This is a genomic window from Arthrobacter sp. Soil763, assembly GCF_001428365.1.
GTDB lineage: Bacteria > Actinomycetota > Actinomycetes > Actinomycetales > Micrococcaceae > Arthrobacter.
This window is the reverse complement of sequence record NZ_LMSH01000003.1, coordinates 457,810-483,522: the sequence shown is the minus strand read 5'-3', so window position 1 is coordinate 483,522 and position 25,713 is coordinate 457,810. Positions and strand designations below refer to the sequence as shown.

The window sequence follows — 25,713 nt, the reverse complement described above, 5'->3', positions numbered from 1 at the left end:
TTCTGGCCTCACGGCATCGGCGTGGATGTCCGGCGTGAGAATTGGGGCCAATGAAGATGCATTCACCTGGTAACAGCACGGAAACCACCGGTTCGGGAAATCCCCGGATCGAGGATCTGCTCAAGGACGTCGTCTCCCGCGCCGGGGAATTGCTGCAGTCCAAGGAACGCATGGCAGGCCTGCTCGAGGCCGTCGTGGCCGTCGCCGAGGACCTCAGCCTCGATGCCGTACTCGAACGCGTGGTGCAGTCCGCCTGCGGCCTCCTCAAGGCCCGCTATGGCGCCCTCGGCGTGATCGGTGACGACCACGCCCTGAGCCACTTCATCACCGTCGGCATCGACGGCGAGCTGGCCCGGCAGATCGGGCCGCTGCCGACCGGGCACGGCGTGCTCGGCCTGCTGATCAGGGACCCCCGGCCGTTGCGGCTCCACGACCTGAGCAAGCACCACGAAGCCTACGGCTTTCCTGAACACCATCCGCCCATGCAATCCTTCCTGGGCGTCCCGGTGCGGGTCCGGGACACGGTCTTCGGCAACCTGTACCTGACCGAGAAGGAGGGTGGCGGGGACTTCACCGACGCGGACGAGGGGCTCGCCAACGCCCTGGCCGCTGCGGCCGGCGTCGCGATCGAAAACGCCAAACTGTACGACGACGCCAGGCGGCGGGCCCGCTGGCTGGAAGCCTGCATGGACGTTTCCGGGCTGATGCTCGGGTCCGACCGTGACTGCACCGCCGGCGGCCTGGATCCCATCGCGGCGCGCGCCCTGCAGGAGTCGGGTTCACGGTTGACCTTGGTCGCGGCCACCTGTTCCGACGGCCCCGGCTATATCGTTGTCGGCGCCGCGGGGGAGCGCGCCCGGGAGTTCACCGGGGCAGCACTGGCCCTTGATGCGCCCGGGCTGCAGGACGTGCTCGCCGGCGGCGAACCCGTGATGCTGGAGCACCCCGCGGAGGTTCTGGGGGCCGCCGGTGCCGAGGGGCTGGGCCCGCTGCTCGCGGTGGCGCTGAGTACCCAGGGCGCCCACCACGGCCTGCTGCTGATGGCGCGGAAGAAGGAGGAGCTGAGGTACGCCCGTACCGACATCGAGATGGGCGCGGTCTTCGGCTCGCACGTGGCGCTGGCGCTGGAACTCGCCCGCGTCCACCGGCTCCGCGAGGAACTGCTCGTCTTCACGGACCGCGACCGGATCGCCCGCGACCTGCACGACTTGGTCATCCAGCGCCTGTTCGCGGCAGGCCTGAGCGTGCAGAGCCTGACACGGTTCACCAAGGACGAGCTCGCCACCGACCGGATCCGGAACATCACCGGAGAACTCGATGAGGCGATCCGCAGCCTCAGGGACACAATCTACTCGCTCAAGAACAGCAGCAGCGGCGAACCCGAGATGCTCAGCGGCCGGATCCGGCGCGTCACGCGCAGGTCCGCCAAGTCCATGCCGTTCACGCCGCGGCTGACGCTCACGGGACCGGTCGACGCGGTCACCCCGGAGAAAGCGGACAACGTCGTGGCCGTGGTCTCGGAGGGTCTGAGCAACGCGATCCGGCATTCCGGAGCGGACGCCATTTCCGTCTCGGTGGCAGTGATCAAGGGCCGCGTCAACGTGGTCATCACGGATAACGGCTCCGGGTTCAACGACTCCCTCGAGCGCAACGGCTTGGCCAACCTGGAGGACCGGGCCCGGATGCTCGACGGCGAGTGCACCATCACGACGGCGCCGGAGGAAGGCACCAGTGTCGAATGGTCCGTCCCGCTCTAACGTGTCGCCGCCTCGGCGGCGGATCAGTGCTGCGTTAGCGGGGGACCAATGCCGCGTTCAGCGGCCGGTCTGGCCGGAAGCGCCGCCGTGGACCCCGTGCAGCCTGCCTCCCTCTGCGGACCGGCTGGCCGAAGACCCGGCGAGGGCAGGGCTGGCGATGAACACGGCCGCCTGGGTGCGCCGTTCGAAGCCAAGCTTCGCCAGCAGGGACGAGACGTAGTTCTTGACGGTCTTCTCAGCCAGGAACATCTCGGCCGCAATCTGCCGGTTCGTCAGACCGCCCCCGACGAGCTCCAGCACCCGGCGTTCCTGCGGCGTCAGCGCCGCAACCCGGGGATCGATTTCCTCAGGTTCGATCAGGCTTTCGACGATTCCTGCGGCGACGCCCTCGTCAAAGAGGGATTCGCCGGCTGCCGCCTTCCGGAGGGCACCGACGAGGTCGGTTCCGCCGATCTCCTTGAGCACGTAGCCGGACGCGCCGGCGAGGACCGCCCCGCGCAGGGCCTGGTCGTCGTCGAAGCTGGTCAGGATGATGCAGTTCAGCGACGGGTCCACCGACCGGACGTCCCGGCATACCTCAATGCCCGTCCCGTCGGGAAGCCGCGCGTCCAGGACACAGACGTCAGGATGCAGCGCCGGTATGCGGCGGGTCGCCTCCACCGCCGAGCCGGAGCTGCCGACGACGAGGAAGCCTTCGCCTTCGAGCAGTTCCTGCAGTCCGCGGCGGACCAGCTCATGGTCGTCGAGGATAAAGACCCGCAACGGGGCCGTCTGGCCTTCTGCCGCGAGACCGGCGTCTTCCCAGGCATACATGATTCTCCTGTCCGGCCGCCCTTGCCGCCGCCATCTGCTGCGGAGCTACCCCAGCTCCATGTGCAGCGCGGCGGCGGACAGCGTCCGTCCTTCTTGGTGCGGGACCGGAGGCCGGCCTGCGGTACTGAAAGTCGTATGTTCCATTGTGGCCCCGGAGGAGCCGCCACGGTTGCGATGCGACAATATTTCTTCGCGGCGCACAGCCAGTCTCCGTTGGCCAGCGCTGCCGGGGCAAGGGCCGTTCGGCCCCGGACCGCGGCCGTGCCGGTGTGGGAGCTGGTTTCCGCGCTTGCGCTCCATCCGGCAGGCCCCCGGCACCATGACGGGGTGACTTTGGGCCCTAGCGTCGACCCGGTGGGCACAGCTACCCTGAGCGACGTGCCGCAGCGCGGCGATCGGGCGATGGGAAAGGGGCCAAGCCATGAGTGAATCCACGGGGATCGGGACCATTGTGGTCGGAGTCGACGGATCGGACGCTTCCGTGGAGGCCCTGCGGCAGGCGCAGCGGCTCGCCGGGCCGCTGTCGGCCCATATTGTGGCCCTGGCCTGCTGGGACGTGCCGCCGGTCTACGACGGTTATGTCGCCATGGGCATCAACGATTTCGACGTGCGTGCCGGGGAGATCCTGCAGGAGACGGTGGCGAAGGCCTTTGGCGGCGAGACACCCGCGAACGTGGAGACCCGTCTGGTGCAGGGGCATCCCCGGCGCACCCTGATCGAGGAGAGCCGCACGGCGGACCTTCTGGTGCTGGGCCGGCGCGGCCATGGCGGGTTCGGCGGGCTGCTGCTTGGCTCGGTCAGCTCCGCCCTCGTCGCGCACGCGCACTGCCCGGTCCTGGTGGTCCACACCCCGGAAAAGCGGTAGCCGCCCGGCGGGAACACCCAGGCCGGGCCGAAACCCTGCCTGCCCGAAGCGGCGGCCCGGCCTACTCGAACGAGGTGCGGCGCGGGTCGGCGAGCCGGGTCCGCCAGACGTCGGGCTGGTTGACCTTGAAACGGCGCCCGGTAAGGGCCTTAGGCGCCAGCCGGACATAGTAGTTCTTCTCGCCGGGCTGCCAGGGCTCCAGCAGCAGCCCGTCCACCGCGTCCTTTTCGGTCTGGTCCTCGATGAGCTCGGCCTCGCCGCGCGCGACCACGCTCCATGCTGCCTGCTCGTGCGAGTCGTAGCCGTCGATTTCGAAGGCCACCGGTTTGGCGGTGATGGCGCCCCAGAGCTTGGTGCCGCCTGCCGTGCGGAACACGATCGAGCGGCGCTGGAGGACAAAATTCACCGGGAACACCTCGGGATGGCCGTCGACGATCAGCGCGATCCGTCCCACCACCTCGCTGTCGAGCAGGGCCCAGCACTGGTCGATGGACAGCTGGAAGTTTGGCGGCGGCGTCGTCGTAGTCACAGCTCCACGTTACGGACGCTCCCGCGGGCGGATCAGGGCCATTTGGCCCTTGGCGCCCCGGGGCGGTGTCCTACCAGGGGCTGGGCTTGTAGTCCTTGAGGAAGACGCCGTACTGGTCCTCGCCGGCTTCGCCCATCACGATCGGGTCGTAGACCCGGGCGGCCCCGTCGACCAGGTCCAGCGGGGCGTGGAAGCCTTCCTCCATCAGCCGGACCTTCGTGTAGTGCGGCCGTTCGTCCGTGATCCAGCCGGTGTCGACGGCGGTCATCAGGATCCCGTCGGACTCCAGCATTTCCTTGGCGCTGGTGCGCGTCATCATGTTCAGCGCCGCCTTGGCCATGTTCGTGTGCGGATGGCCGGGACCCTTGTAGGCGCGGGAAAACTGGCCCTCCATGGCGCTCACGTTCACGATGTACTTGCGCCGCGCATCAGAACGCTTCATCGCTCCGCGCAGCCTGCTGACCAGCAGGAACGGCGCCGTGACGTTGCAGAGCTGGACCTCGAGCATTTCCAGCGGGTCGACCTCGTCCACCACCTGGGTCCAGCTGTTGATGGTGGCGAGGTCCGGGACCAGGCCGCCGGCGTCGATCGCGGTGCCGGAGGCGATCCGCTCCAGCGACGCCGAGCCGGTGGAGAGCGCCAGCGAGGTGATCGCGTCGCCGGCCAGGACCGGGTGCTCCAGAACCGAACTGGCCAGCGCCAGCGGGTGCTTGTCGTGGGCGTGGCCGAAGGTAACCAGTTCGGGTCCGCCGTTGGCCGCCTGCAGCTCCGCCGGCAACGGCTCGTCCTCGGCATCGACCAGCGGCTTGTAGGCGTTTCCGGAACGCCGGACGGTCTGGGCGGCGTTGTTGATGATGATGTCGAGCGGCCCGGCGGCGTCGAGCGAGTCCGTCAGTGCCATGACCTGGGAGGGGTCGCGCAGGTCGATGCCCACGATCCGCAGCCGGTGCAGCCAGTCGGCGCTGTCCTCCATGGCGGCGAAGCGCCGCGCGGCGTCCTTGGGGAATCGGGTGGTGATGGTGGTGTGGGCGCCGTCGCGGAGCAGCCGCAGGGCGATGTACATGCCGATCTTGGCCCGACCGCCGGTCAACAGGGCACGCCGGCCGCTCAGGTCAGTCCGCGCGTCGCGCTTGCTGTGGCTGAAGAGCGCGCATTCGGGGCAGAGCTGGTGGTAGAAGGCATCCACCTGCGTATAGTGCTGCTTGCAGATGTAGCAGGGCCGGGACCTGATCAGGTGCCCGGCGACTTCGCCGGTGGCCGAGGTCGCCAGCTTGTTGCCGCGGGTCTCGTCGTCAATCCGGTCCGGCGCGGCGGTCGCGGTCTGGGCGATCACGGCGCGGTCCGCCTCGGCGATCATGTCCCGTTTGGTGACCCGGCGGTGCCGCTTGACCGCCTTGAACATCTTCCCGGTGGCGCGGCGCACGGAGACGTAATCCGGGTGCTCCTCGTCGTAGGCGTGGATGTTGTTCAGCACCTTGAGGCAGGCGGCAATGTCCTCGGGGGTCAGTCCGGCGGCAGGCGTCGCGTCGCCGGCCGGGTCGGGCTGTAGGTCGGGGGAGCTCATTGGCCCAATTTTACAGCCTGGCTGCCGCCCGCCCGGACGCCCGCGGCGGCGGCCGGTCCGGCAGGCCGGCCGGCGTCCGCCGCGTCAGGCGCCGGCGCCGGGCTTGTTGGCGGACGGGTCGACGCCGACGGCGGCGGCGTGCACTTCGCCGACCTTCTCGACCGACTCGCGGCCGGCCGGCCAGTTCTCCGTTGCCGTCTTGACGGCGTTGGGGACCAGGTACAGGTTGGCGGCGGAAAGCGAGCGTTCGGCCTCGCCGGGCTCGGGGACCTCCTGGCCCTTGGCGAGCACGGTGATGCCAGAGTCCGTGACCTTGAAACCGCGTGCCCGGTCCAGTTCGGGATCAAGCCCGATCGCGGCACCGGCCGGGATCCGGACGTTCTTGTCGATGATGGCGCGCTTGATCACGGCGCCTGCCCCCACCTGGACTTTGTCCATCAGCACCGAGTCCAGGACCCGGCTGGCCGTCCCGACATAGACGTCGTTGGAGAGGACCGAGCCTTCGACGATGCCGCCGGAGATCACCACGCCGCTGGCGACGATCGAATCCAGGGCGGTTCCGACCGTGGAACCCTCGCCGCGGACGAACTTGGCCGGCGGCGAGATGCTCTGGCGGGTGTAGATCGGCCATTCGGAGTTGTACAGGTTGAAGACCGGCACGGGGGAGATCAGGTCCATGTGGGCGTCGTAGAAAGAGTCGATGGTGCCTACGTCGCGCCAGTAGGTCCGGTCCCGCTCGGTGGAGCCCGGGATGTCGTTGAGGGTGAAGTCGTAGACCCCGGCCTCACCCTTGTCGACGAAGTAGGGGATGATGTCCCCGCCCATGTCGTGCTTGGTATCGAGCCGTTCGGCGTCGACGTGCAGCGCCTCGACGAGGGCATCGGCGTCGAACACGTAGTTGCCCATGGAGGCCAGGAACTGGCTGGGATCCGCGGCCAGGCCCGGGGTCGAGGATGGCTTCTCGACGAACGCCGCGATCTTCTCCGGGTTCTGCTGGTCCACCTCGATCACGCCGAACTGGTCGGCCATGTGCAGCGGCTGGCGGACGGCGGCGACCGTGGCCTTGGCCCCGCTGGCGACATGCTGGTCCACCATCTGCGCGAAGTCCATCCGGTACACATGGTCGGCGCCGACGACGACGACGATGTCCGGGTTTGCGTCGTGGATCAGGTTCAGGGACTGGTAAATGGCGTTGGCGCTGCCCAGGAACCAGCTTTTGCCCACGCGCTGCTGCGCCGGCACCGACGCAATGTAATTCCCCAGCTGGGTGGACATGCGCCAGGTTTCGGAAATGTGCCGGTCAAGGCTGTGGGATTTGTATTGGGTGAGCACAACAATCTGCAAATACCGGGAATTCACCAGGTTGGAAAGCGCGAAATCAATGAGCCGGTAACTGCCTGCGAACGGGACGGCCGGTTTGGCCCGGTCTGCCGTCAACGGCATCAGCCTATTTCCCTCGCCACCTGCGAGGACAATGGCCAAGACTTTCTTCTGCTGCGGCATGATATCGCTCCTGAACGCCTTCGATGCTCCCCAAAAACCGCCCGGTGTGCCCGGACCTCTTCACACTAGAACAGATCAGCCGGAAGGACTACCTTGGGGTTTGTGCGAATAGACATTGTGACCAAGGAATTCCCGCCCGAAATCTATGGCGGCGCCGGCGTGCACGTAGCCGAGCTCAGCCGTGTGCTGGCCCGGAAGGTGGACCTGCGGGTCCGCGCCTTCGGCGCCCCGCGTGACCCGGACTACCACGGCGCGGCCGTGTCCTCCTACCCGGTGCCGGGGGACCTCTCGGACGCCAACGCCGCGGTGCAGACGCTCGGCGTGGACCTGCGGATCGTGCCGGACGTCGCCGGCGCCGACCTTGTGCACTCGCACACCTGGTATGCCAACATGGCCGGCCACCTCGCTTCGCTGCTGCACGGCATCCCGCACGTGCTCAGCGCCCACAGCCTGGAACCGCTCCGGCCCTGGAAAGCCGAGCAGCTCGGCGGCGGCTACGCCCTGTCCTCCTGGGTGGAGAAGACCGCCTACGAGGCCGCCGCCGCCATCATCGCCGTCTCCGAGGGCATGCGGCAGGACATCCTCCGCAGCTACCCGGAAGTGGACCCCGCCAAGGTCCGGGTAGTCCACAACGGGATCGACGTCAGCCTCTGGAACCGCGACGAGGACCACGACGCGGTCCGCGCCCTCGGGATCGACCCCGAGCGGCCCAGCGTGGTCTTCGTCGGACGCAACACCCGGCAGAAGGGCGTGCCGTACCTGCTGCGCGCCGCCGCGAAGCTCCCGGCCGACGTCCAGCTAGTGCTGTGCCTGGGCGCGGCAGACACCCCGGAACTGGCCGCCGAGACCGCGAAGCTGATCGATGAACTGCAGGCCCAGCGCAGCGGCGTCGTCCTGATCGAACGGATGCTCCCGCGCCGGGAGCTGATCCAGGTCCTCAGCCACGCCACCGCCTTCGCCTGCCCGTCCATCTACGAACCCCTCGGGATCGTTAACCTGGAGGCGATGGCCTGCGGCGCCGCCGTCGTGGCCAGCGCCACCGGCGGTATCCCTGAGGTGGTCCAGCACGGCGAGACCGGGCTCCTCGTGCAGCTCGAACAGGTCACCGACGGCACCGGCACCCCGCTGGACCCGGAGAAGTTCGTCACCGAGTTCGCCGCCGCCCTTACCGAGGTGGTCACCGACCCGGAGCGGGCCGGGGCCATGGGTGCGGCCGGCCGCCGCCGGGCCGAGGAGCACTTCTCCTGGGAATCGATCTCGGAAACCACCCTCGAGGTCTACCGCTCGGTCCTTCCGCAGTAGTTACGCCAGATGACGACGGCGCCGCCCCGGCTCGGGGGGCGGCGACGTCGTCGTGCGGGGCTGCTAAGCGGTGCTGTGGATCAGCCCCGCTTCACCTTGCCGGACTGTGATTTGCCCGACTGGGCCGTGCCGGACTGTGCCTTGCCCGCCTGGGCCGTGCGGGCCAGCAGGATCTTTTCGTCCACCGGAGCCTGGCCGCTGGCGCGCTGGCTGCGGAAGAACTCCCGGGCCTCGTCCTGGCGGGCCTTTTCCGCGCCGGTGGCGATGGCGGCGCGCAGGTGCTCCGGGCCGTACCCAAAGGCATCCACCAGGTCCAGGGCGTGCGGCCGGATCTTCACCAGCAGCCGGTTGATGTACTCGCCGACGGTGCGGGCGCGCTGCATGGAGAGCCGGCCGTTCATCAGGTACCAGGCCAGGTTCTTCTCGATCAGGGACAGCCCGAACAGGTCGCGTAGCCAGGTCAGGACGGTCTTGGTGCCCGGATCCGAGGTGTGGCCGAGGGCCTCGGTGAAGGCCTCCCACTGGAGCAGCTCGGCGTGCGCCTGGGCGGCCTCGATCAGTTCGTGCTGGTGGCTGTTGAACAGGGCCGCGGCCTGCTGCTGCGGCAGCTTGTTCGCGCCCTTGAGGGCCGCGCCGACCTCGGCGACCATGGCCTGCACGCGCTCGGTGAGCAGGGCGCGCTGCCCGGCCTCGTCCTTGAGCGCGGTGGCGGCCTTCTGCACCGAGCCGGAATCCGCCACGAACTGGGCCACGCCGCGCAGGCCGGTCCGGTGAATGGCGGCGCCGGTGGCCTGTCCGACGACGTAGCGGGCCAGCACGCCGAAGTCGACGTTGCGGAACTCCTTGGCGTAGTCGGCCAGCAGGCGCTTGGCGACCAGCTGCAGCAGGACGGTGTTGTCGCCTTCGAAGGTCGCGTAGACGTCCAGGTCGGCGCGCAGCGACGCGAACCGGTTCTCGATCAGGAACCCGGCGCCGCCGCAGGCCTCGCGGCATTCCTGCAGGGTGTCGAGGGCGTGCCAGGTGCTGAGCGGCTTGAGCGCGGCGGCCAGCGTCTCCAGGTCCTGGCGGTCCTCGTCGGTGTTGTTCCGGCCGGAGAAGACGTCGTCGAACTTCTGCAGCAGCTGTTCGCTGGCGAAGCCCGCGGCGTAGGTGGTGGCGAGGCGGGTGAACAGCCGGCGCTGGTGGCGCTGGTAGTCCATCAGCACTTCCTCGTCCGTGGCGGAGGAGGCGTTGAACTGGCGCCGTTCGGTGGCGTACTGGATGGCCGTCTTCAGCGCCAGCCGGGACGCGGCGACGGCGGCGCCGTCCAGGGAGACCCGGCCTTGGACCAGGGTGCCGAGCATCGTGAAGAAGCGGCGGCCCGGGCTGGCGATGGGCGAGCTGTACGTGCCGTCGGGGTCGACGTTGCCGTACCGGTTGAGCAGGTTGGTGCGCGGGACCCGGACCTCGGTGAAATGCAGCCGGCCGTTGTCGATGCCGTTCAGGCCGCCCTTGACGCCGTCGTCCTCGCCGCCGATGCCGGGCAGGAACTCCTTGGTCTTCGGGTCGCGCAGCTGCACGTAGAAGGCGTGCACGCCGTGGTTGACGCCCTGGGTGATGAGCTGGGCGAAGACGACGGCGGCCAGGCCGTCGATCGCCGCGTTGCCGATGTAGTCCTTCCAGGCCGCGCGGAACGGGGTGTGCACGACGAACTCTTCGGTGGCGGCGTCGTAGGTGGCGGTGGTGGCGATGCTGGCCACGTCGGAGCCGTGGCCGGTTTCGGTCATCGCGAAGCAGCCCGGGATCTCCAGGCTCAGGATGCCCGGCAGCCACTTCCGGTGGTGCTCTTCGGTGCCAAGATGGTTCACGGCGGAGCCAAACAGGCCCCACTGCACGCCGGCCTTGATCTGCAGCGAGGGGTCGGCGACGACGAGTTCCTGGAACCCGGCGATGTTGGCCCCGTGCTCGTCGGCGCCGCCGAGCTCCACCGGGAAGGCCCGGTGCACGGCTCCGTTGTCGACCAGGATCCGGAGCTGGTCGAAGGTCCGCTTCCGGTGCTCGGTGTGGGTCAGGCCCTCGGTCTTGTGCAGCTCGGGCCTCCCGGCCAGCGCGCGGGCCTCGCGGCGGACCGCGGCCCATTTGCCCAGCAGCTGCTCGCCGAGGGCGGCGACGTCGACGGCGGGGGCAGCGTCCGGGGCGGCCGCGCCGGCGGCGGAGGAGGAGGTGCCGGCGGGCCGGTTGGCTAGTTCAGTCATGTCGATTCCTTCGTTGGCACTGACATCGGTCAAACAGTTGGTTCAGGGGGTGGCGGGGCCGGTTCGGTGCGCGGCACTCCGCCGGTTCAGGACGGGCGGTTCATTCGGGCCGGTCCCGGAGCTCAGGGGCGATGCCGAAGCACAGCCAGTCGGTGATCTGGCGGGCCATGGCTTCCTGGCCCGGTTTGGCGGGGGAGTCGGGGCTGGCAAGCCACTGCTCGCCCGCGTTGCGGACCAGGCCGATCGCGGCATTGGGCCAGTACCCGATCACGGCTTCCTTGCCGGCGACGGCCCGCAGCTGCTGCCGCATGGGCGCCGCCATCATCTCGCTGATCGCGTCGAAGAAGTGTCCCAGTGCGCCCGCGGCGGCGACCGAACCGTGGTCCACGCCCGGGTCGCCGGGGGCATACCGGGTCACGAAGGTGTAGACATTCGGACTCGTCTCGGCCATCTGCAGGTAGGCCGAGACCATGGCGTAAAGGCCTTCGCGCGGCGTCTGGGCGCCCTGTGCGGCCTCGAGGATCCGGCGCTGCATCTGGCTCAGCACCACTTCGCCGACGGCCTGCTGCAGGCCGGCCTTGTCGCGGAAGTAGCGGTAGAACACCGACTTCGAGGTGCCGGCTGCTGCCGCGATGTCCTCCATCGAGGCTTCGCTGCCCAGCGCGTGCACGGCTTTGCGGGCCGACTTGATCAGTTCCCGGCGGCGCTCCTCGCGGTGCGACTGCCAGCGTGAGACCCGCCCGTCGACGGCGCCCGGGCCGCCGTCGGCAACGCCGCCGTCGGGCGCGCCGGACCCGGCGCCGTTTACGGCGCCCGTCTCACTCTGCGGCGCACCAGGCCCCGCCGGAAGGATGTTCACGATACCCAGCGTATCAGGTACGCTGGGTATCGGTAACCCGCTTTGATCGAAGGAGACAGCAGATGCCCGACAATGGAACCCCCGCGCCCGGAGCGATGACAACGCCCGCGGCCGCCACGCAACTCCGCAAGGCCGTCGTCGTCGGAGGAAACCGCATCCCCTTCGCACGCACCGGCGGCGCCTACACGAAGTCGTCCAACCAGGACATGCTCACCGCCGCCCTCGACGGGCTGATTGCCCGGTTCGGTCTGCAGGATGAGCGGATCGGCGAAGTCGCTGCCGGCGCCGTGCTCAAGCACTCCCGGGACTTCAACCTCACCCGCGAAGCGGTGCTTGGATCCGCGCTTTCCGCCGAGACCCCCGCCTACGACCTGCAGCAGGCCTGCGCCACCGGCCTGGAGACCGTGCTGGGCCTGGCCAACAAGATCAAGCTCGGCCAGATCGACTCCGCTATCGCCGGCGGCGTCGACTCGGCCTCGGACGCCCCGATCGCCGTCAGCGAGGGACTGCGCGAGGTCCTGCTTGACCTGAACCGCGCTAAGACCCTGCCGCAGCGGCTCCAGGTTCTGAGCCGGCTCCGCCCCAAGGACCTGGCCCCCGACGCCCCGAATACCGGCGAGCCGCGCACCGGCCTGTCCATGGGCGAACACCAGGCCCTCACCACGGCGCAGTGGAAGATCAGCCGTGAAGCCCAGGACGAGCTCGCCTACAACAGCCACCGCAACCTCGCCGCCGCCTACGACGCAGGGTTCTTCGATGACCTGATGACGCCGTACCGCGGACTCAGCAAGGACTCCAACCTCCGCGCCGACACCACGCCGGAGAAGCTCGCCGGCCTCAAGCCGGTCTTCGGCAAGAACCTGGGCGCCGAAGCGACCATGACCGCCGGCAACTCCACCCCGCTCACCGACGGGGCGTCCACCGTCCTGCTCGCCTCCGAAGCCTGGGCCGACGCCCACGACCTGCCCAAACTGGCCACCGTGCTCGACGGCGAGGCCGCCGCGGTCGACTTCGTCCACGGCAAGGACGGCCTGCTGATGGCTCCGGCCTTCGCCGTTCCGCGCCTGCTGGCCCGCAACGGCCTGGGCTTCGGGGACATCGACTTCTTCGAAATCCACGAAGCCTTCGCCGGCACCGTCCTGAGCACCCTGGCAGCCTGGGAGGACGAGGAGTTCTGCCGCACCCGCCTCGGCCTCGACGGTGCCCTGGGCAGCGTCGACCGCGCCAAGCTCAACGTCAACGGCTCCTCGCTCGCCGCGGGGCACCCGTTCGCCGCGACCGGCGGCCGGATCGTCGCCTCGCTCGCGAAGATGCTACACGCCAAGGGCCAGGCCGACGGGCGTCCGGCACGCGGGCTCATCTCCATCTGCGCGGCCGGCGGCCAGGGCGTCGTCGCCCTTCTCGAAGCACACTAAGGGGACCCAATGAGTGACAAATACACCCAGTTCGTCAGCCGGGGCCTCGGCCGGGACCTTGCCCGGAAGCTCGGGCTGCCGCAGCCGGTGGAGCTCCGCCGTTACCGGCCCGGCCAGCCCCTCGTCGAAGGGCCCGTGCTCATCCAGGGCGCCGGTACCGGCGCGGATGAGCTTGCCGCTGCCCTGCTGGCCTGGAACCTCGACGTCCGGCGCCACGCCGTTCCGCGGGAAAAACTCGGCGCGATCATCCTGGTGCTGGACGAAGCCTCCCGGCCCGAGGACCTGGAAAAGCCGGTCCTCACCGCCGGTGCGTCGCTCCGCGACCTGGCCGCCAACGGCCGCGTGATCACCATCTCCCGGGACGCCGCGGAGGCCGCCGAAGCCGCCATGCCCGCGGTGGCAGCCGCCCGGCAGGGCGTCGACGGCCTGCTCCGTTCACTGGCCAAGGAGCTGCGCGCCGGCGCCACCGGCAACGGCATCATCCTCGCCGACGGCGCACAGACCACCAGCCCCAGCGCCCTCGGCGCCCTGCGGTTCCTCCTCTCCGGCCGTTCGGCCTTCGTCGACGGCCAGTTCCTTACGGTGTCCTCCGCCGCGGGGCAGCTGCCCGAAGACGCCGACAGGCCGCTGGCCGGCAAGGTTGCCGTCGTGACGGGTGCGGCCCGGGGCATCGGCGCCGCGATCGCCCGCACGCTGCACCGCGACGGCGCCACCGTCGTCGCCGTGGACATTCCGGCCGCCGGGGACCACCTCGCGGCAGTCGCCAACGACGTCCATGGCACTGCGCTGCAACTGGACATTAGCCGGGATGATGCCGGCCAGCGGATTATCGACCACGCGGTGGAGCGGCACGGCAGGCTGGACATCGTGATCCACAACGCCGGCATCACCCGGGACAAGCTGCTCGCCAACATGGACCAGGGTCGCTGGACCTCGGTCATCGCCGTGAACATTGCCGCCCAGCTGCGGATCAACGAGGCCCTGCTCGCCTCGGAGCACTTCCGGAACACTCCGCGGATCGTCTCCGTCGCCTCCACCAGCGGCATCGCCGGCAACCGCGGCCAGACCAACTACGCCGCGTCCAAGGGCGGCGTCATGGGCATGGTCCGCGCCACCGCGCCGCTGCTCGCGGCCCACGGCGGCTCGATCAACGCCGTCGCGCCGGGATTCATCGAGACCGAGATGACAGCGCGGATCCCGTTCGCCACCCGGGAGGTCGCACGACGGCTCAATTCGCTGCAGCAGGGCGGCCGGCCCCAGGATGTGGCCGAGGCGATCGCGTTCCTGGCCAGCGACGCCGCCGGCGGTATCTCCGGCGGGGTGCTGCGGGTCTGCGGACAGAACCTGGTGGGCGCATGAGCGCTCCCCGGACGGTCCGGCTGGGCGAGATGCCGTCGCTGTCCAAGCTGTACGTCAACGCCGCCGCCACCGCGGCACGGCGCCGGGTGCTCGGTGCGCAGTCCGGGTCCGAGCTGCCCGGCTGCGGCCACGAGGTCCGCGGCGTCACGGCCGGCGTCGGGAACCTGACGGCCTACCAGCATCTGGTCGGTGAAACCGCCAGCGACGTGCTGCCGGCCGGCTTCATCCACGCCCTGGCGTTTCCGCTGGCCATGTCCGTGATGAACCGCGAGGATTTTCCGCTGCCACTGCTGGGCATGATCCACCTCAGCAATAAGGTGGTGCAGTCCGTTCCGGTGCAGTTCTCCGAGGCACTGGACATCCGGGCCTGGGCGGAAAACCTCCGCGGGCACCGGGCGGGGACCCAGCTGGACCTGGTCGCCGAGGTGCGCGGGGCAGGGGAGGACACCCTGCGCTGGCGCGGTGTCTCCACCTACCTGGCCAAGGGGGTGTTCCTGCCGGGAATCGACAAGCCCTCCGCCGCTGCGGCGCCGGGAGACTTCACGGCACCGGACCCGACGGCCCTGTGGCAGCTGGGGGTGGACACCGGCCGCGCCTACGCGGCCGTCTCCGGTGACTTCAACCCGATCCACCTCAGTGTGCTGAGCGCCAAGGCGCTGGGCATGCGCCGTTCGATCGCGCACGGCATGTACCTGGCCTCCAGGGCGCTGGCGGACGTCGGCGCCGCCAAGGGCGACGCGTTCAGCTGGGATGTGGTGTTCGAGGCGCCGGTGTTCCTGCCGGCCAGGGTGGCGCTGGACATCAGCACCGTGCAGGACGACGACGGCGCGTGGCTGCGCTCGGACTACGTGGCGTGGAGTCCGCGTTCGGGCCGGAAGCACTTCAGCGGATCGGTGGCGTCGCTGAAATAGTGTCCCTAGGGCACACGACGACGGCGTGCCTCCCCGGGACGACGGCGGTTTCCAGGGGGAGCCGCCGTCGTCCGTGCCCCGGGTCAGCCGGCGTCGGTGGCGGTGGTATCCGGTTGGCGCTTGGCGTCGCCGGACTTCAGCACGCGCAGCATGCGGTGCAGGCTGAGCAGGATCGACTCCACGGCATTCGGCGCGCCGGGGGCATGCTCTTCGGCCGCGATGCGTGCGGTGAACTCCTGGACCGCGGCATCGGCCTGCTCGATGAGCTCGGCCTGGCGCTGCGGCTCCTCCTCGTCGACGGCGCGCAGCGCATCGCCGACCAGCGCCATGGCGTCCGCCAGCGGCGCGGCCTGGCCGTCGGGGATGACGAAGGGGTGGTCCGTGGCCCAGATGACGTCCGAGAGCACCTGCGTGACGTCCTGGATATGGAACGTCAACCGTTCCAGGTCCCGCAGGTCGCGGTAGTCCCCCTCAACGTCCCGAGGGTGCAGGCGGCGGCGCGGGTTGGCCCGGCGGCTGGCGTCGGCCTTTTGCACGGCAGCGCGAACCGAGCGGGCGTGCGCGGCCAGTGCCTCCGAGCGGCGCGACCAATCCTCGTGTTCCGGCGGCCAGTTTTCCTGCAGCGCCTTGCTCATGTCCCGAAGCTGCCGGGCCAGGGCCAGCCGCAGTTCGGCCAGGCTCAACGCGGCGGCCTTGAAGTGCAGCGGCGGGAAGACCAGCAGGTTCACGAGGATGCCGACGCTGACCCCGACGCCCATCTGGAACAGGTAACCGAAGGAAAACTTGTCCGGGTTGTGGCCGCCGACCAACAGCACCAGCAGCGCCGCCGTCGGGATCCAGTCGCTGCCTGAGCCGATGCGCGGCAGGCCGGCGAGGATCACGCCGAGCCCCATCACGATCGCGACGGTCAGCGGCGACGGGTCCCCGAGGCTGAAGAGCATGAAGGCCAGGCCGATGCCGATGGCGAGCCCGACGAGGGTCTGGAACCCCTGGCGCATGGAGCCGGAGACGTTCTCGTACATGGCCACCAGTGCGCCCAGCGGGGCGTAGTACGGGTAATCCGCGGCGGAACCCGGCATAAACGGGGCGATGAAGAACGCCACGCCAGCTGCGATGGCGGCCTTGGCGGCCAGCTGCAGCCTGGGCCACAACAGGGCGGCGGAGACGCTGGCCCGCACGGCCCGTCCCGCCTTGCCGAGCCGGGTGGGATGGCTGCCGCCGTCGGGTTTGTCGTCACTAGCCATCCGGCCAACACTAGGGCCGCGGCGTTGGTGCTACAAGTGGACAAACCCGCCCGCGCCCTGTCCGGCTAGTCCTCGGCGGCGCAGGCCTTCCGGACGGCGGCGGACAGGCGCTGCGCCCGACCGCTGGTGCGGCCTTCCTCGGCACGCCGGGGGACGTAGCCGAAACCGATGCCGTGGGCCGGGTCCGCATAGCCCAGGGCGGCATTGGCACCCTCATGCCCGAAGGCGAACGCACTGCCGAAGTCCCGCTCGGGCTGCGGTTTCATGAAGACGACGGCGAACGCGTTGCCCTGGGCCGAACACCGGTCAAGGCCCCAGACCTGCTCCTCGGCCATGAGTGCGGCGGTGGCCGGAGCCAGGAACGCGGGGAGACCGTCGACGCCGGTGAGCGCGGCGGCGTAGAGGCGGGCCAGGCCGTCCGCGGAGCCGATCCCGCCGGCGCTGCTCATCCCGCCGGCCCGGATGACGCGGTGGTTGGGCAGTTCCATGATGGTGCTGACCGGGGCATTGCTGGTGATCCCGTCGAGGCTGAACGGATCCGCCGGCGGTTCCTCGTCGTAGAGTACCGGCCGGAACCGCGGCTCCTGGTCCAGGGGCAGGCCCAGGAAGAAGTCCAGGCCGTAGGCCAGCCGCAGCCGTTCGTCGAAGAGCGCCTGCAGGGACCTTCCCGCCACCCGCCGGCACAGCTCCTCCATGATGATTCCGATCGTCAGGGCGTGGTAGCCGAAGGCTGTGCCCGGGCGCCAGAGCGGAGCCTCGGCGGCGAGCCGGCGCGCTGCCTCGGAGGTGGGGAAGTCGGCGAGCGCCAGGCCTCCGGCGATGCCGGGGACCCCCGCCTGGTGGGACAGTGCCTGCCGGACGGTGACCCGGTCCTTACCGTGCGCCCCGAACTCGGGCCAGTAAGCGACCAGTGCGGCGTCCAGGTCCAGCAGCCCCTCCTGGACCAGCAGGGCGATGACCATGGCACCGGCACCCTTGGAACACGAGTACGTGCCGGTGATCTCTCCGGGGCCCAGTCCGGTGCCCGCGCTGAGCTCCAGCACCCTGGCGCCGTGCCGGTAGACGGCGAGCTGGGCGCTGTAGGCGGGGTCCTCGGCCAGGAAGGAGTCGAAGAGTTCCCGGACGGCCGTGAACCCGGGCGCCGCGAATCCGGACGAGGAAGGCGCGTTTGCCGCGTCGCTGGTTGCGGTGTCCGCCACGGCTCAGCCGGCTCCGTGGCCGGCCGCGACCTCTTCGCCGGCCCGCACCGGCCCGGGCGGGGTGCCGTTGCCGAAGGGCCGGCCGCCGAGGGCCTCCCGGCCGTGCCCGGTCAGCCAGTTCCCCAGGTCCGGGCCCTTCGGGACGATGCCGGTGGGGTTGATGTCCTCATGGACGATGTAATAGTGCTGCTTGATCTGCACAAAGTCGATCGTGTCTCCGAAGCCGGGGGTCTGGAACAGGTCCCGGGCGTAGGCCCACAGCGCCGGCATCTCGCTGAGTTTCTGCCGGTTGCACTTGAAATGTCCGTGGTAGACCGCGTCGAAGCGGGCGAGGGTGGTGAACAGCCGGACGTCTGCCTCGGTGATGGTGTCGCCGACGAGGTAGCGCTGGCCGGTGAGCCGCTCCTCGAGCCAGTCCAGGGCTGTCCAGAGCCGGTCGTAGGCCGCGTCGTAAGCTTCCTGGGAGCCGGCAAAGCCGCACCGGTAGACGCCGTTGTTGACTTCGGTGAACACGCGCTTGTTCACGGCGTCGATCTCCGCCCGGAGGGCCTCGGGATACAGCTCCGGCGCGCCGTCACGGTGGTACTCGGTCCACTCGGTGGAGAAGTCAAGGGTGATTTGCGGGAAATTGTTGGTCACCACGGCTCCGCTGGGAACATCGACGATGGCCGGAACGGTGATGCCGCGGGGGTAATCCGGGAAGCGGCGGAAGTAGGCCTCCTGGATCCGCTCGATCCCTAGGACCGGATCCTTCCCGCCCGGATCCAGGTCAAAGGTCCAGGAACGGGCGTCGTGCGTGGGCCCCGGCTGGCCGAGCGAGATGACGTCTTCGAGGCCCAGCAGCCGCCGCACGATCACTGTGCGGTTCGCCCACGGGCAGGCCCGCGCCGCGACCAGCCGGTAGCGGCCCGGTTCAACCTTCCAACCCGGCTCACCGTTGGCGCCGGGGGTGCCGTCCCGGGTGATCCGGTCCTCGATGTAGTTGGTGTCGCGGTTGAACTCCGCCCCGCCGGTGACATAGGCGCCGCGCGTGCTGAAGGCCTGGTCCGTCTTCGTGGTTGACTCACTCATGCCCCCAGCCTAAACCTCCGGTCCAACGAGGAGCCGCCGGGGCTGCCCGGGACGCCCGACCGGCACAACGCCACCGGCACAGCGCCACCGGCAGAGCCCAGCAGGTTCAGCGCAGCAGGCCTGCCAGCACCGGGGCGATCGGCTGCCAGGCTACCCACCAGGCGGCGGCCACAGCAGCCGTGAACAGTCCGATCCAGAGGAAGGCCGGAACCCGGGTGGCGCGGGCCAGCAGGTACGCGTCCGACGTTGCCAGCCGGTTTCGGTGCCGGGTGTGCACCGTGATGAGCTTCCCCAGGTCGCGGACGGCCGCCACCAGCAGCGCCAGGCCGAGCCCGATCATCACGTGGCCGATCAGCACGGCCGGGACGAACAACACCAGCAGGACGGCCGCGAGCACTGCACCGGCGGTGATCAGCACCCCGGCGGCGTTGCGCAGGAAGATGAAAGACACCAGCAGCAGCACGGTCCCCGCCGACATGGCGGCCGGCCCCCAGCCGGTGAACCCGCACCAGACCATCGCCGCGCCCACCACGGCAGGGACCGGGTAGCCCCAGAACGTGGACCAGACTACAGCGGCCGGCCGCCGGCTGTAGCTCGTGGTCGTGCCCGAATGGTCCAGGTTCAGCCGGATGCCGCCGAGGCGCTGGCCGGTCATCAGGGCGGCAACAGCATGGCCAAGTTCATGGGTCACGGTGGCCAGCAGACCGAAGTAACGCCAGGTGGCGCTCGGCAGGGACAGGATGACGGCGGCAGCGGCGACTATGAGGAGCTCAGTGGCGGTCACCGCAGGGACCTGGGCGTGGCTGAAGCCGGCCACCAGCCGTTCCCACCAGGTGCCGGCCAGGTCAGCGGCGGCGACGCCGGGCAGTCCGCTACCCACCGCCGGCACTCAGGCCTTACCGGCGGAATGCTGAATGCAGTACGGCGTCCACGGCCTGGCCTCAAGCCTGCCCTCGGCAATGGGGCCCCAGCAGACCGCGCAGATTCCGTAGGTGCCGGCGTCGATCCGGGCCAGGGCCGCGTCAATCTGAGCCAGCCCGGCGCTGCTCTGGGCGAGCAACGCGGAGGCCTGGGAGAGTTCAAAGGCGATCGTGGCGCCTTCGGGGTCGTGCTCGTCGTCGACGTTGGAATCCTGCCGGGCGGCGTTGACCGAGGTGATGTCCCGGCGCAGGGCGGGGAGCAGGGCAAGCTTGCGTTCGCGCTCCTGAGACAGGAGGATGCGGAACCGTTCGACGTCGACCATAGGGTGCAAGGCTAGCGCGGGCAGCCGGACCGCGTCGAAACCGCCCCCGCGGTCAGGGCAGGCACGGCCGGTGCGCCGGGCCGAAAGCCCTGTCCCCGGGGATCGGACCGGCAGTACAGTGAAAACCCGATCTCACCCAGCCAGGGAGATACCATGGACCCCTCCGCCGCACAGACCCCTGCCCCGCAGGACCCCGCTTCACCACCACCTGTTCCGACGCCCGCGGTGTCACAGCCCGCCGAGGACGATGCCCGGGCGTTCGCCGCCGTGGAGAAACACCACGCCGGGATGCTCAAGCGTCTCGACGCCCTGGTCTCGGCCCTTACGCACGCCGTGCAGGCCCACGACACCGTCGCCGAGCATGACGCCCACGAGGTGCTGGTCGAGTGGTGCGAGACGGAGCTTGTACCGCACGCGCTAGCGGAGGAAGGCCCGCTCTACGGCGGGGCGGGCGGAACCCCCGAGGGCCGTCTGCTGGTGGCCGGCATGCTCTCCGAACACCAGGTCATCGTCGGGCTCGTGGAGCGGCTCCGTGCAGCCCACGGCGTTGAGGCCGCCGTCGCCGCAGGGGCCATCGGGCAGATCTTCGCACTGCACCTGCAGAAGGAAAACGGCTTGCTGATGCCGTTCATCATGGACTCGCCCGGACTCAGCCTCGCGGACGCCGTCGCCGGCCTGCACGAACTGGTGGGGGAGGCGCACGTGCACGGCCTGCACGACCGCACCGTCCCGGACGTGCCGCCGGCCAACGGCTGACCTGCCATGGCCGGCCATCCCGTGTCCGAGGGTCCCGCCGCGGGTACGGAACAGGTCACCGACGCCGACACGGCGTTGCGCGAACTGGCCGCCGTCCACGGGGTGGGGATCTCCTACCGCGGCTGGGACGGCCTCGAACACCCTGTAGCCGCCGGAACCCTGCGCCGGGTCCTCGGCGCCCTTGGGGTTGCCGCCGGGGATCCCGGCCACATCCGGCGCTCGCTGGAACAGGCCCGGCTGGCCCCGTGGCGGCGGCTCCTGCCACCGACCGTGGTGGCCCGCGAGGGCGTGGCTGCGTCCTTTGACGTGCACGTCCCGCACGGCAGCGCCGTCAGCGTCCTGGTGGTCGCCGAGGACGGCACCCGGTACGTCGTCGCGCAGCTGGAGAACTGGGAAACGCCCGTCGAGGTCGACGGCGTGCTGACCGGGCGCGCGAGTTTCGCCGTCCCCGAGGGGCTCGGCCCGGGCTGGCACACCATCCTGGCGGATACTGCCGGAATGACCGCTGAGTGCCCGCTCGTGGTGGCACCGGCGCAACTGCGCACCACCGGCACCCTGGCCGGGCGGCGCGCGTGGGGCCTCACCGCCCAGCTCTACTCCGTCCGGTCCGCACGCTCCTGGGGCATTGGCGACCTGGCCGACCTGGCAGACCTCGCCGCGGTGGCGGCCGGGGAGGGCGCGGACTTCCTCCTGGTCAACCCGCTCCACGCCGCCGAACCGAGCCCACCCGTGGAGGATTCGCCCTACTTGCCGGCCACCCGGCGCTTTTTCAACCCGCTCTACCTCAGGGTCGAGGAGATTCCGGAGTACGCCTACCTTGAACCCCGGGCACAGGCCGCCATCCACGAGTCGGCCCTCCGGTTGCAGTCCGGCAACCGCCAACCGGACCTGCTGGACCGGGACGCCGGCTACGCGGCTAAGCTGGCGGCGCTGGAGCTGATTTTCCGGGTCAGCCGCGGCCCCGACAGGGCCCGCCGCTTCGGCGAATTCTGCCGCAGCCAGGGTAAGGGGCTGGACGACTTTGCCCTGTGGTGCGCCATGGCGGAGCGCCTGGACCCCGCGTCCCCGGAATGGGCAGAGGAAGCAGCCTCACCGGGCACGGGCTACTGCACGACCCAACGGACGGCGCTCGCGGACCGGATCGAGTTCCACCGCTGGCTGCAGTGGCTTTGCGACGAACAGCTTGCAGCAGCCCAGCAGGCGGCACTGGATGCGGGGATGCGGATCGGCATCGTCCACGACCTCGCGGTCGGGGTGAAGCCCGGCGGCGCCGACGCCTGGACCCTGGCCGGGGTGCTCGCCTCCGGCGTCACGGTGGGCGCGCCGCCGGACGTGTTCAACCAGCAGGGCCAGAACTGGACCCAGCCGCCGTGGCACCCCGGCAGGTTGGCGGAATCCGGGTACGCCGCCTACCGGGACATGCTGCGCACCGTGCTGCGCCATGCCGGCGGCATCCGGGTGGACCACATCCTGGGCCTGTTCCGGCTCTGGTGGATTCCGGAGGGTGCGACGGCGGACCAGGGCACCTACGTCTACTACGACCACGAGGCGCTGATCGGGATCCTGGCCCTTGAGGCCCAGCGCGCCGGAGCATTGGTGATCGGCGAGGACCTTGGGGTCTTTGAGCCGTGGGTGCGGGACTACCTTGCTGCGCGCGGCATCCTTGGCACCTCGATCCTGTGGTTCGAACGCGACTCCAACGGCCCCCTCGACCCGGAAAGCTACCGGGAGCAGTGCCTGACCAGCGTCAACACGCACGACCTGCCGCCCACGGCAGGCTACCTGGCGGGCGAACACGTGACCCTGCGGGAGTCCCTCGGGCTGCTGCGGCGGCCGGTGGCTGAGGAGCGTGCCGCGGACGCCGCGGAGCAGGAAGCGGTGCTGGCGCGGGTCAGGGAGCGCGGGCTGCTCCCGCCGGCTGATGCTCCGCCTCCGGGTGAGCAGGCGACGGTCGAGGCGCTGTACGCGTTCACCGGGCTGACGCCGTCGGTTTTGCTGGGTGTGGCCCTGGTGGACGCCGTCGGGGAGCGGCGGACGCAGAACCAGCCCGGCACCGGTTCCGAGTATCCCAACTGGCGTGTGCCGCTGGCGGGCCCGGATGGCGTCGTCCTGCTTGAGGACCTGCCCCGGAATCCGCGGTTCCGGTCACTGCTTGCCACGATCCGGAGGGCACTGCGCCCTGTTCCGCCTGGCGACGGGAGCGGGTCGGCGGGCAAGTAGTGGCTGCCGGAAGGCGAGTACTGTCGCCGCGCCCATGCAGGAGCGGGGCAGGTTATTCGAGTACCCGTTACTCGTGCACCTCTACTGGGCAGTTTCTAGGGTTTGGCCTACTGGGTCTCAACTGAATACGAAGGTCTCACATCATGTCCACGCTTAGCGCTCTTGTCCCAAATTTTGTTGCCGTAGGCAACCCTATAAAAGCTAAATCCGTAATTCCCCGCACCGGGGGGAGTTCCCGTCCAGGATGGTGCCGGCAGGAGCTGGTGGGGGAAATTCTGGGCTCCCTCACCGGCGACGGCAGCACCGGCGGCTCCTGCGGCGCGGTAGTCGTCGGGGCGCCGGGAGTGGGTAAAACCTTTCTCGCCCGCAAAGCGCTGGAGCATCTGGATAGCAGTTTCCTGGTGGTGCAGGTGGAGGGCCGTTCGGCCCCGGCCTCGACGCCTTACGGCGCCCTGGGATCGCTCATGGAAGACCTCGACGAGGGATGCCTCGACCATCCGCTCAAGGTGGTCGCCGGACTTGCCCGGTTGCTGCGGGAACGGGCCGGGGGACGCGATGTTGTCCTGTTCGTGGATGACGCTGAGGGCCTTGACGATCTGGCCGCCCTCGTCATCAACCGGCTGACGGTCCACGGCACCGTTCGATTGCTGGCCACGGGAGAGGACCTGCTGGCGGCTCCGGGGGAGCTGGTGTCGCTGTGGAAGGACGGCGTCGTCGGCCGGACTGACATTGGCGCTTACAGTCGGGCCGAGGCACGCCAATGGCTGCGCTCCTATTGCGCAGCCCAGGTCTCAGCCGCGGCGGCGGCGGCATTTTGGGCAGCCAGCCGTGGAAACCCCAGGGTGCTCGAACTGATCGTGCGGGATCAGATTGACGCGGGCACGTTCATTGAGGACGACGGTATCTGGGTGCTGACCAACAGCGCCTTCGTGGACGGTGCGAACTCCAGGGACGCAGTCTGCACCTGGATCAACCCGGAATCCCGCGCGGAGCGGCAGGTCCTGGAACTGCTGGCCCTGAGCGGCGGCATGCCCTTGAACTCCCTGCTGCAGCTTTGCAGCGCTGAAGCCGTTGATGCCCTCACCGCGAGGGGCTGCCTCGAGCGGGCAACCGGCCGGTGGTCCGTTATCCGGCTGGGGAACCCGCTGGCGGAGCGGGCTCTCCGCGAGCGTGTTCCCAGGCGCCGGAGCCGGGAGCTGTACCTGCGCGCTGCGCAGGCCCGGCACGGAGCCGAGGGCTCGGCCGCGGAAGTCCTGGCGATGGCCCGGTGGGCGCTCGACTGTGGGGAGGCGTTGTCCCCGCAGGAGGCCAGGGAGGCAGCGTGCCTGGCCAACCGCGCCGGCCAGCCTCGGGAAGCGTTGCGGTTTGCGGAACTGCTGGCGCCGCAGGAACGAGGCACCGCTTTGATCCTCCGGGCCCGGGCCTACCTGGCGCTCGGGGAGAACGCGAAGGCGGAACAGCTCATCACCCCGCGTGACCTTGACGCGATGGACCTTTCGCTGGGCTGCTGGGTCGAGGCGACGCTGGTGCGCAGCCACGTTCTTGCCTCCTGTCCCGGCCGCGGGTCGGAAGCCCGGGCCGAGCTGGACCGTGTGGAGGTGCGGCTGAACGGAATCGAAACCGGCTCCAGCCAGGACGGCGCCGAAATAGCCGCACTGCGTGAGGACCTCGCGTTGGCCGCCGCCGAACTGGACTTCAGCGAGGGCAGGTACCGCCAGGCGACGGAGGCGCTCGTTCGGCTGTATCCAGCCTGCACGGACAGAAAGAAACTGGTCCACGCTGCCACGCTGTTGTGGCAGGCCTGGACGATTGCGGGACGTCGGACGGATGCCCGGACCCTGGTCCAGGACATGCAGGTGCGCTTCACCGCAGAAGAGCTGGCGATGGTCGGCGCAGAGACCACTGAGCAAGCACTGCTGTGCCGCTTTGTCGGGACATCCCCTGTTCCCCGGCTCTTCCGCGGTCCCGACGCCGGGCGGAGCACCGGCGGAACCGCCGCCGTCGCCGTTGCCCTGGGCGAACTCGCCCAGGGCGTCCTGGACGCCTACTGCGGGCGGGCGGAGCGTGCGCTGATGCGGCTGTTGCCGGCACAGCGTCAGCTCGGGCAGCTGGACACGTCCGGGGGGCAGGCACTGGCCGGTGCAGCTATCGCGTACTGCTACGCGCTGCTTGGGAAGAACGACAAGGCCCTGCAGTACTTGCTATCCGTGGAACTCGACGGCCGCTGCCCGTCGCAGCTCTCGTTGAGCGTGCGTTCTTTCTTCCAGGTGCTCGCCTCTGCCGAACTCGCGTCCAAGGAAAAAGCAGGCGTGCGGCTGCTGGGACTGGCCGAGGAGGAACGCCGCCGGGGTGCGAAACTGCCCGAGCTGGTTCTCCTCTGCGCGGCTGTGCGGCAAGGATGCCACGGCGCCGCCCCGCGGCTGGTCGCGGCGTCGGCTTCCGTCCAGGGGGTATTTGCCGACGTTTGCCGCCTGTTCGGAACGGGCGTTCAGGACCAGGACAGCTCCGTGCTGCTGGAGGCCGCCGAAGCCGCCGCCGCTATGGGCGATGACCTGTTCGCCAGGGACGCGGCCCGGGAGGCCCAGAAACTTGCCGCCGCGGCGGGGGACCGGGCTGCGGCCCGCGCGGCCCGGCATCGGATCAGCAGCAGCGTCCAGAAACTGGGGGTCATGCCGACGGAGGAAGACGGACCGACGCTCACGGCCCGTGAGCAGGAGGTGGCCCGGCGGGCGGCCGCGGGCGAGAGCAACAAAACCATCGCTGCGAAGATGCAGATCTCCGTCCGGACCGTTGAAGGACACCTCTACCAGATCTACGGAAAGCTCCTGGTGACCAGCCGTGCCGACCTGAAGATGACCTTCGCGTAGGG

20 protein-coding genes are annotated in these 25,713 nt (G+C 69.8%); 9 read left to right on the top strand and 11 right to left on the bottom strand.

Annotation, left to right across the window (positions count from 1 at the left end; genetic code table 11):
* Nucleotides 1-56 precede the first annotated feature (56 nt).
* Nucleotides 57-1,757, top strand: a complete 1,701-nt coding sequence (locus ASG71_RS11905) for a GAF domain-containing sensor histidine kinase (RefSeq protein ID WP_056739998.1) — start codon at nucleotides 57-59, stop codon at nucleotides 1,755-1,757.
* 57 nt (nucleotides 1,758-1,814) lie between these two features.
* Here ASG71_RS11905 and ASG71_RS11900 read toward each other — a convergent pair whose 3' ends face one another.
* Nucleotides 1,815-2,570, bottom strand: a complete 756-nt coding sequence (locus ASG71_RS11900; RefSeq protein ID WP_056739448.1) for a response regulator — start codon at nucleotides 2,568-2,570, stop codon at nucleotides 1,815-1,817.
* Between the two features lie 421 nt (nucleotides 2,571-2,991).
* Here ASG71_RS11900 and ASG71_RS11895 point away from each other — a divergent pair, with 421 nt between their 5' ends.
* Nucleotides 2,992-3,435 (top strand): universal stress protein, encoded by a 444-nt coding sequence (locus tag ASG71_RS11895; RefSeq protein ID WP_056739446.1) that lies wholly within the window; start codon nucleotides 2,992-2,994, stop codon nucleotides 3,433-3,435.
* Nucleotides 3,436-3,496: 61 nt separating this feature from the next.
* On the opposite strand, the gene ASG71_RS11890 is transcribed toward ASG71_RS11895, so the two are convergent.
* The 3 genes from ASG71_RS11890 to glgC form a co-directional block, all read right to left on the bottom strand.
* A complete protein-coding gene (locus tag ASG71_RS11890) occupies nucleotides 3,497-3,964 on the bottom strand; it encodes a pyridoxamine 5'-phosphate oxidase family protein (RefSeq protein WP_056739444.1) in 468 nt (155 codons plus the stop codon).
* A 70-nt stretch (nucleotides 3,965-4,034) separates the two neighbouring features.
* On the bottom strand, nucleotides 4,035-5,528 hold the full coding sequence (locus ASG71_RS11885) for an SDR family NAD(P)-dependent oxidoreductase (protein ID WP_056739442.1): 1,494 nt from the start codon (nucleotides 5,526-5,528) through the stop codon (nucleotides 4,035-4,037).
* Between the two features lie 84 nt (nucleotides 5,529-5,612).
* Entirely contained in the window at nucleotides 5,613-7,031 is a 1,419-nt protein-coding gene (gene glgC / locus ASG71_RS11880; protein WP_056739440.1) for a glucose-1-phosphate adenylyltransferase, read from the bottom strand.
* Nucleotides 7,032-7,133: 102 nt separating this feature from the next.
* On the opposite strand from glgC, the gene glgA reads away from it, so the two are divergent.
* On the top strand, nucleotides 7,134-8,333 hold the full coding sequence (glgA, locus tag ASG71_RS11875; RefSeq protein WP_056739438.1) for a glycogen synthase: 1,200 nt from the start codon (nucleotides 7,134-7,136) through the stop codon (nucleotides 8,331-8,333).
* Between the two features lie 80 nt (nucleotides 8,334-8,413).
* Here the strand turns inward: glgA and ASG71_RS11870 are convergent, their stop codons facing one another.
* Entirely contained in the window at nucleotides 8,414-10,567 is a 2,154-nt protein-coding gene (locus ASG71_RS11870) for an acyl-CoA dehydrogenase (protein ID WP_056739436.1), read from the bottom strand.
* Nucleotides 10,568-10,667: 100 nt separating this feature from the next.
* Nucleotides 10,668-11,426, bottom strand: coding sequence for a TetR/AcrR family transcriptional regulator (locus tag ASG71_RS11865; RefSeq protein WP_082575091.1), 759 nt, complete (start codon nucleotides 11,424-11,426; stop codon nucleotides 10,668-10,670).
* 95 nt (nucleotides 11,427-11,521) lie between these two features.
* Here ASG71_RS11865 and ASG71_RS11860 point away from each other — a divergent pair, with 95 nt between their 5' ends.
* The 3 genes from ASG71_RS11860 to ASG71_RS11850 are packed head-to-tail and all read left to right on the top strand — an operon-like array spanning nucleotide 11,522 to nucleotide 15,111.
* Nucleotides 11,522-12,841, top strand: coding sequence for an acetyl-CoA C-acetyltransferase (locus tag ASG71_RS11860; RefSeq protein ID WP_200947995.1), 1,320 nt, complete (start codon nucleotides 11,522-11,524; stop codon nucleotides 12,839-12,841).
* Nucleotides 12,842-12,850: 9 nt separating this feature from the next.
* A complete protein-coding gene (locus ASG71_RS11855) occupies nucleotides 12,851-14,200 on the top strand; it encodes a 3-oxoacyl-ACP reductase (protein ID WP_056739432.1) in 1,350 nt (449 codons plus the stop codon).
* On the top strand, nucleotides 14,197-15,111 hold the full coding sequence (locus ASG71_RS11850; RefSeq protein ID WP_056739430.1) for a MaoC family dehydratase: 915 nt from the start codon (nucleotides 14,197-14,199) through the stop codon (nucleotides 15,109-15,111). The genes ASG71_RS11855 and ASG71_RS11850 overlap by 4 nt, the downstream gene beginning before the upstream one ends.
* 83 nt (nucleotides 15,112-15,194) lie before the next feature.
* Here the strand turns inward: ASG71_RS11850 and ASG71_RS11845 are convergent, their stop codons facing one another.
* From ASG71_RS11845 to ASG71_RS11825, 5 genes are all read right to left on the bottom strand, one after another.
* Nucleotides 15,195-16,355, bottom strand: a complete 1,161-nt coding sequence (locus ASG71_RS11845) for an FUSC family protein (protein WP_082575089.1) — start codon at nucleotides 16,353-16,355, stop codon at nucleotides 15,195-15,197.
* Between the two features lie 65 nt (nucleotides 16,356-16,420).
* The gene (locus tag ASG71_RS11840; RefSeq protein WP_056739428.1) at nucleotides 16,421-17,554 is read right to left on the bottom strand and encodes a serine hydrolase domain-containing protein; all 1,134 of its coding nucleotides are present in this window, start codon (nucleotides 17,552-17,554) and stop codon (nucleotides 16,421-16,423) included.
* A gap of 3 nt (nucleotides 17,555-17,557) precedes the next feature.
* Nucleotides 17,558-18,625, bottom strand: a complete 1,068-nt coding sequence (locus tag ASG71_RS11835) for a glutathione S-transferase family protein (protein WP_056739426.1) — start codon at nucleotides 18,623-18,625, stop codon at nucleotides 17,558-17,560.
* A gap of 106 nt (nucleotides 18,626-18,731) precedes the next feature.
* A complete protein-coding gene (locus ASG71_RS11830; protein ID WP_235564070.1) occupies nucleotides 18,732-19,505 on the bottom strand; it encodes a M50 family metallopeptidase in 774 nt (257 codons plus the stop codon).
* Nucleotides 19,506-19,514: 9 nt separating this feature from the next.
* Entirely contained in the window at nucleotides 19,515-19,868 is a 354-nt protein-coding gene (locus tag ASG71_RS11825) for a TraR/DksA family transcriptional regulator (protein WP_056739424.1), read from the bottom strand.
* A gap of 153 nt (nucleotides 19,869-20,021) precedes the next feature.
* Here ASG71_RS11825 and ASG71_RS11820 point away from each other — a divergent pair, with 153 nt between their 5' ends.
* The 3 genes from ASG71_RS11820 (at nucleotide 20,022) to ASG71_RS11810 (ending at nucleotide 25,711) form a co-directional block, all read left to right on the top strand.
* Entirely contained in the window at nucleotides 20,022-20,624 is a 603-nt protein-coding gene (locus ASG71_RS11820; protein WP_082575087.1) for a hemerythrin domain-containing protein, read from the top strand.
* 6 nt (nucleotides 20,625-20,630) lie between these two features.
* A complete protein-coding gene (gene malQ, locus ASG71_RS11815) occupies nucleotides 20,631-22,844 on the top strand; it encodes a 4-alpha-glucanotransferase (RefSeq protein ID WP_056739420.1) in 2,214 nt (737 codons plus the stop codon).
* Nucleotides 22,845-23,107: 263 nt separating this feature from the next.
* Nucleotides 23,108-25,711: a LuxR C-terminal-related transcriptional regulator gene (locus tag ASG71_RS11810; protein WP_056739418.1), complete on the top strand. Its 2,604-nt coding sequence runs from the start codon at nucleotides 23,108-23,110 to the stop codon at nucleotides 25,709-25,711.
* Nucleotides 25,712-25,713: the final 2 nt, after the last annotated feature.

Bases quoted from the DNA above. Each gene is read 5' to 3' on its own strand.
- ASG71_RS11905 (WP_056739998.1), top strand. From the start codon at position 57: ATGCATTCACCTGGTAACAGCACGGAAACCACCGGTTCGGGAAATCCC.
- ASG71_RS11900 (WP_056739448.1), bottom strand. From the start codon at position 2,570: ATGTATGCCTGGGAAGACGCCGGTCTCGCGGCAGAAGGCCAGACGGCC.
- ASG71_RS11895 (WP_056739446.1), top strand. From the start codon at position 2,992: ATGAGTGAATCCACGGGGATCGGGACCATTGTGGTCGGAGTCGACGGA.
- ASG71_RS11885 (WP_056739442.1), bottom strand. From the start codon at position 5,528: ATGAGCTCCCCCGACCTACAGCCCGACCCGGCCGGCGACGCGACGCCT.
- glgC (WP_056739440.1), bottom strand. From the start codon at position 7,031: ATGCCGCAGCAGAAGAAAGTCTTGGCCATTGTCCTCGCAGGTGGCGAG.
- ASG71_RS11870 (WP_056739436.1), bottom strand. From the start codon at position 10,567: ATGACTGAACTAGCCAACCGGCCCGCCGGCACCTCCTCCTCCGCCGCC.
- ASG71_RS11860 (WP_200947995.1), top strand. From the start codon at position 11,522: ATGACAACGCCCGCGGCCGCCACGCAACTCCGCAAGGCCGTCGTCGTC.
- ASG71_RS11855 (WP_056739432.1), top strand. From the start codon at position 12,851: ATGAGTGACAAATACACCCAGTTCGTCAGCCGGGGCCTCGGCCGGGAC.
- ASG71_RS11850 (WP_056739430.1), top strand. From the start codon at position 14,197: ATGAGCGCTCCCCGGACGGTCCGGCTGGGCGAGATGCCGTCGCTGTCC.
- ASG71_RS11845 (WP_082575089.1), bottom strand. From the start codon at position 16,355: ATGGCTAGTGACGACAAACCCGACGGCGGCAGCCATCCCACCCGGCTC.
- ASG71_RS11835 (WP_056739426.1), bottom strand. From the start codon at position 18,625: ATGAGTGAGTCAACCACGAAGACGGACCAGGCCTTCAGCACGCGCGGC.
- ASG71_RS11825 (WP_056739424.1), bottom strand. From the start codon at position 19,868: ATGGTCGACGTCGAACGGTTCCGCATCCTCCTGTCTCAGGAGCGCGAA.
- ASG71_RS11820 (WP_082575087.1), top strand. From the start codon at position 20,022: ATGGACCCCTCCGCCGCACAGACCCCTGCCCCGCAGGACCCCGCTTCA.
- malQ (WP_056739420.1), top strand. From the start codon at position 20,631: ATGGCCGGCCATCCCGTGTCCGAGGGTCCCGCCGCGGGTACGGAACAG.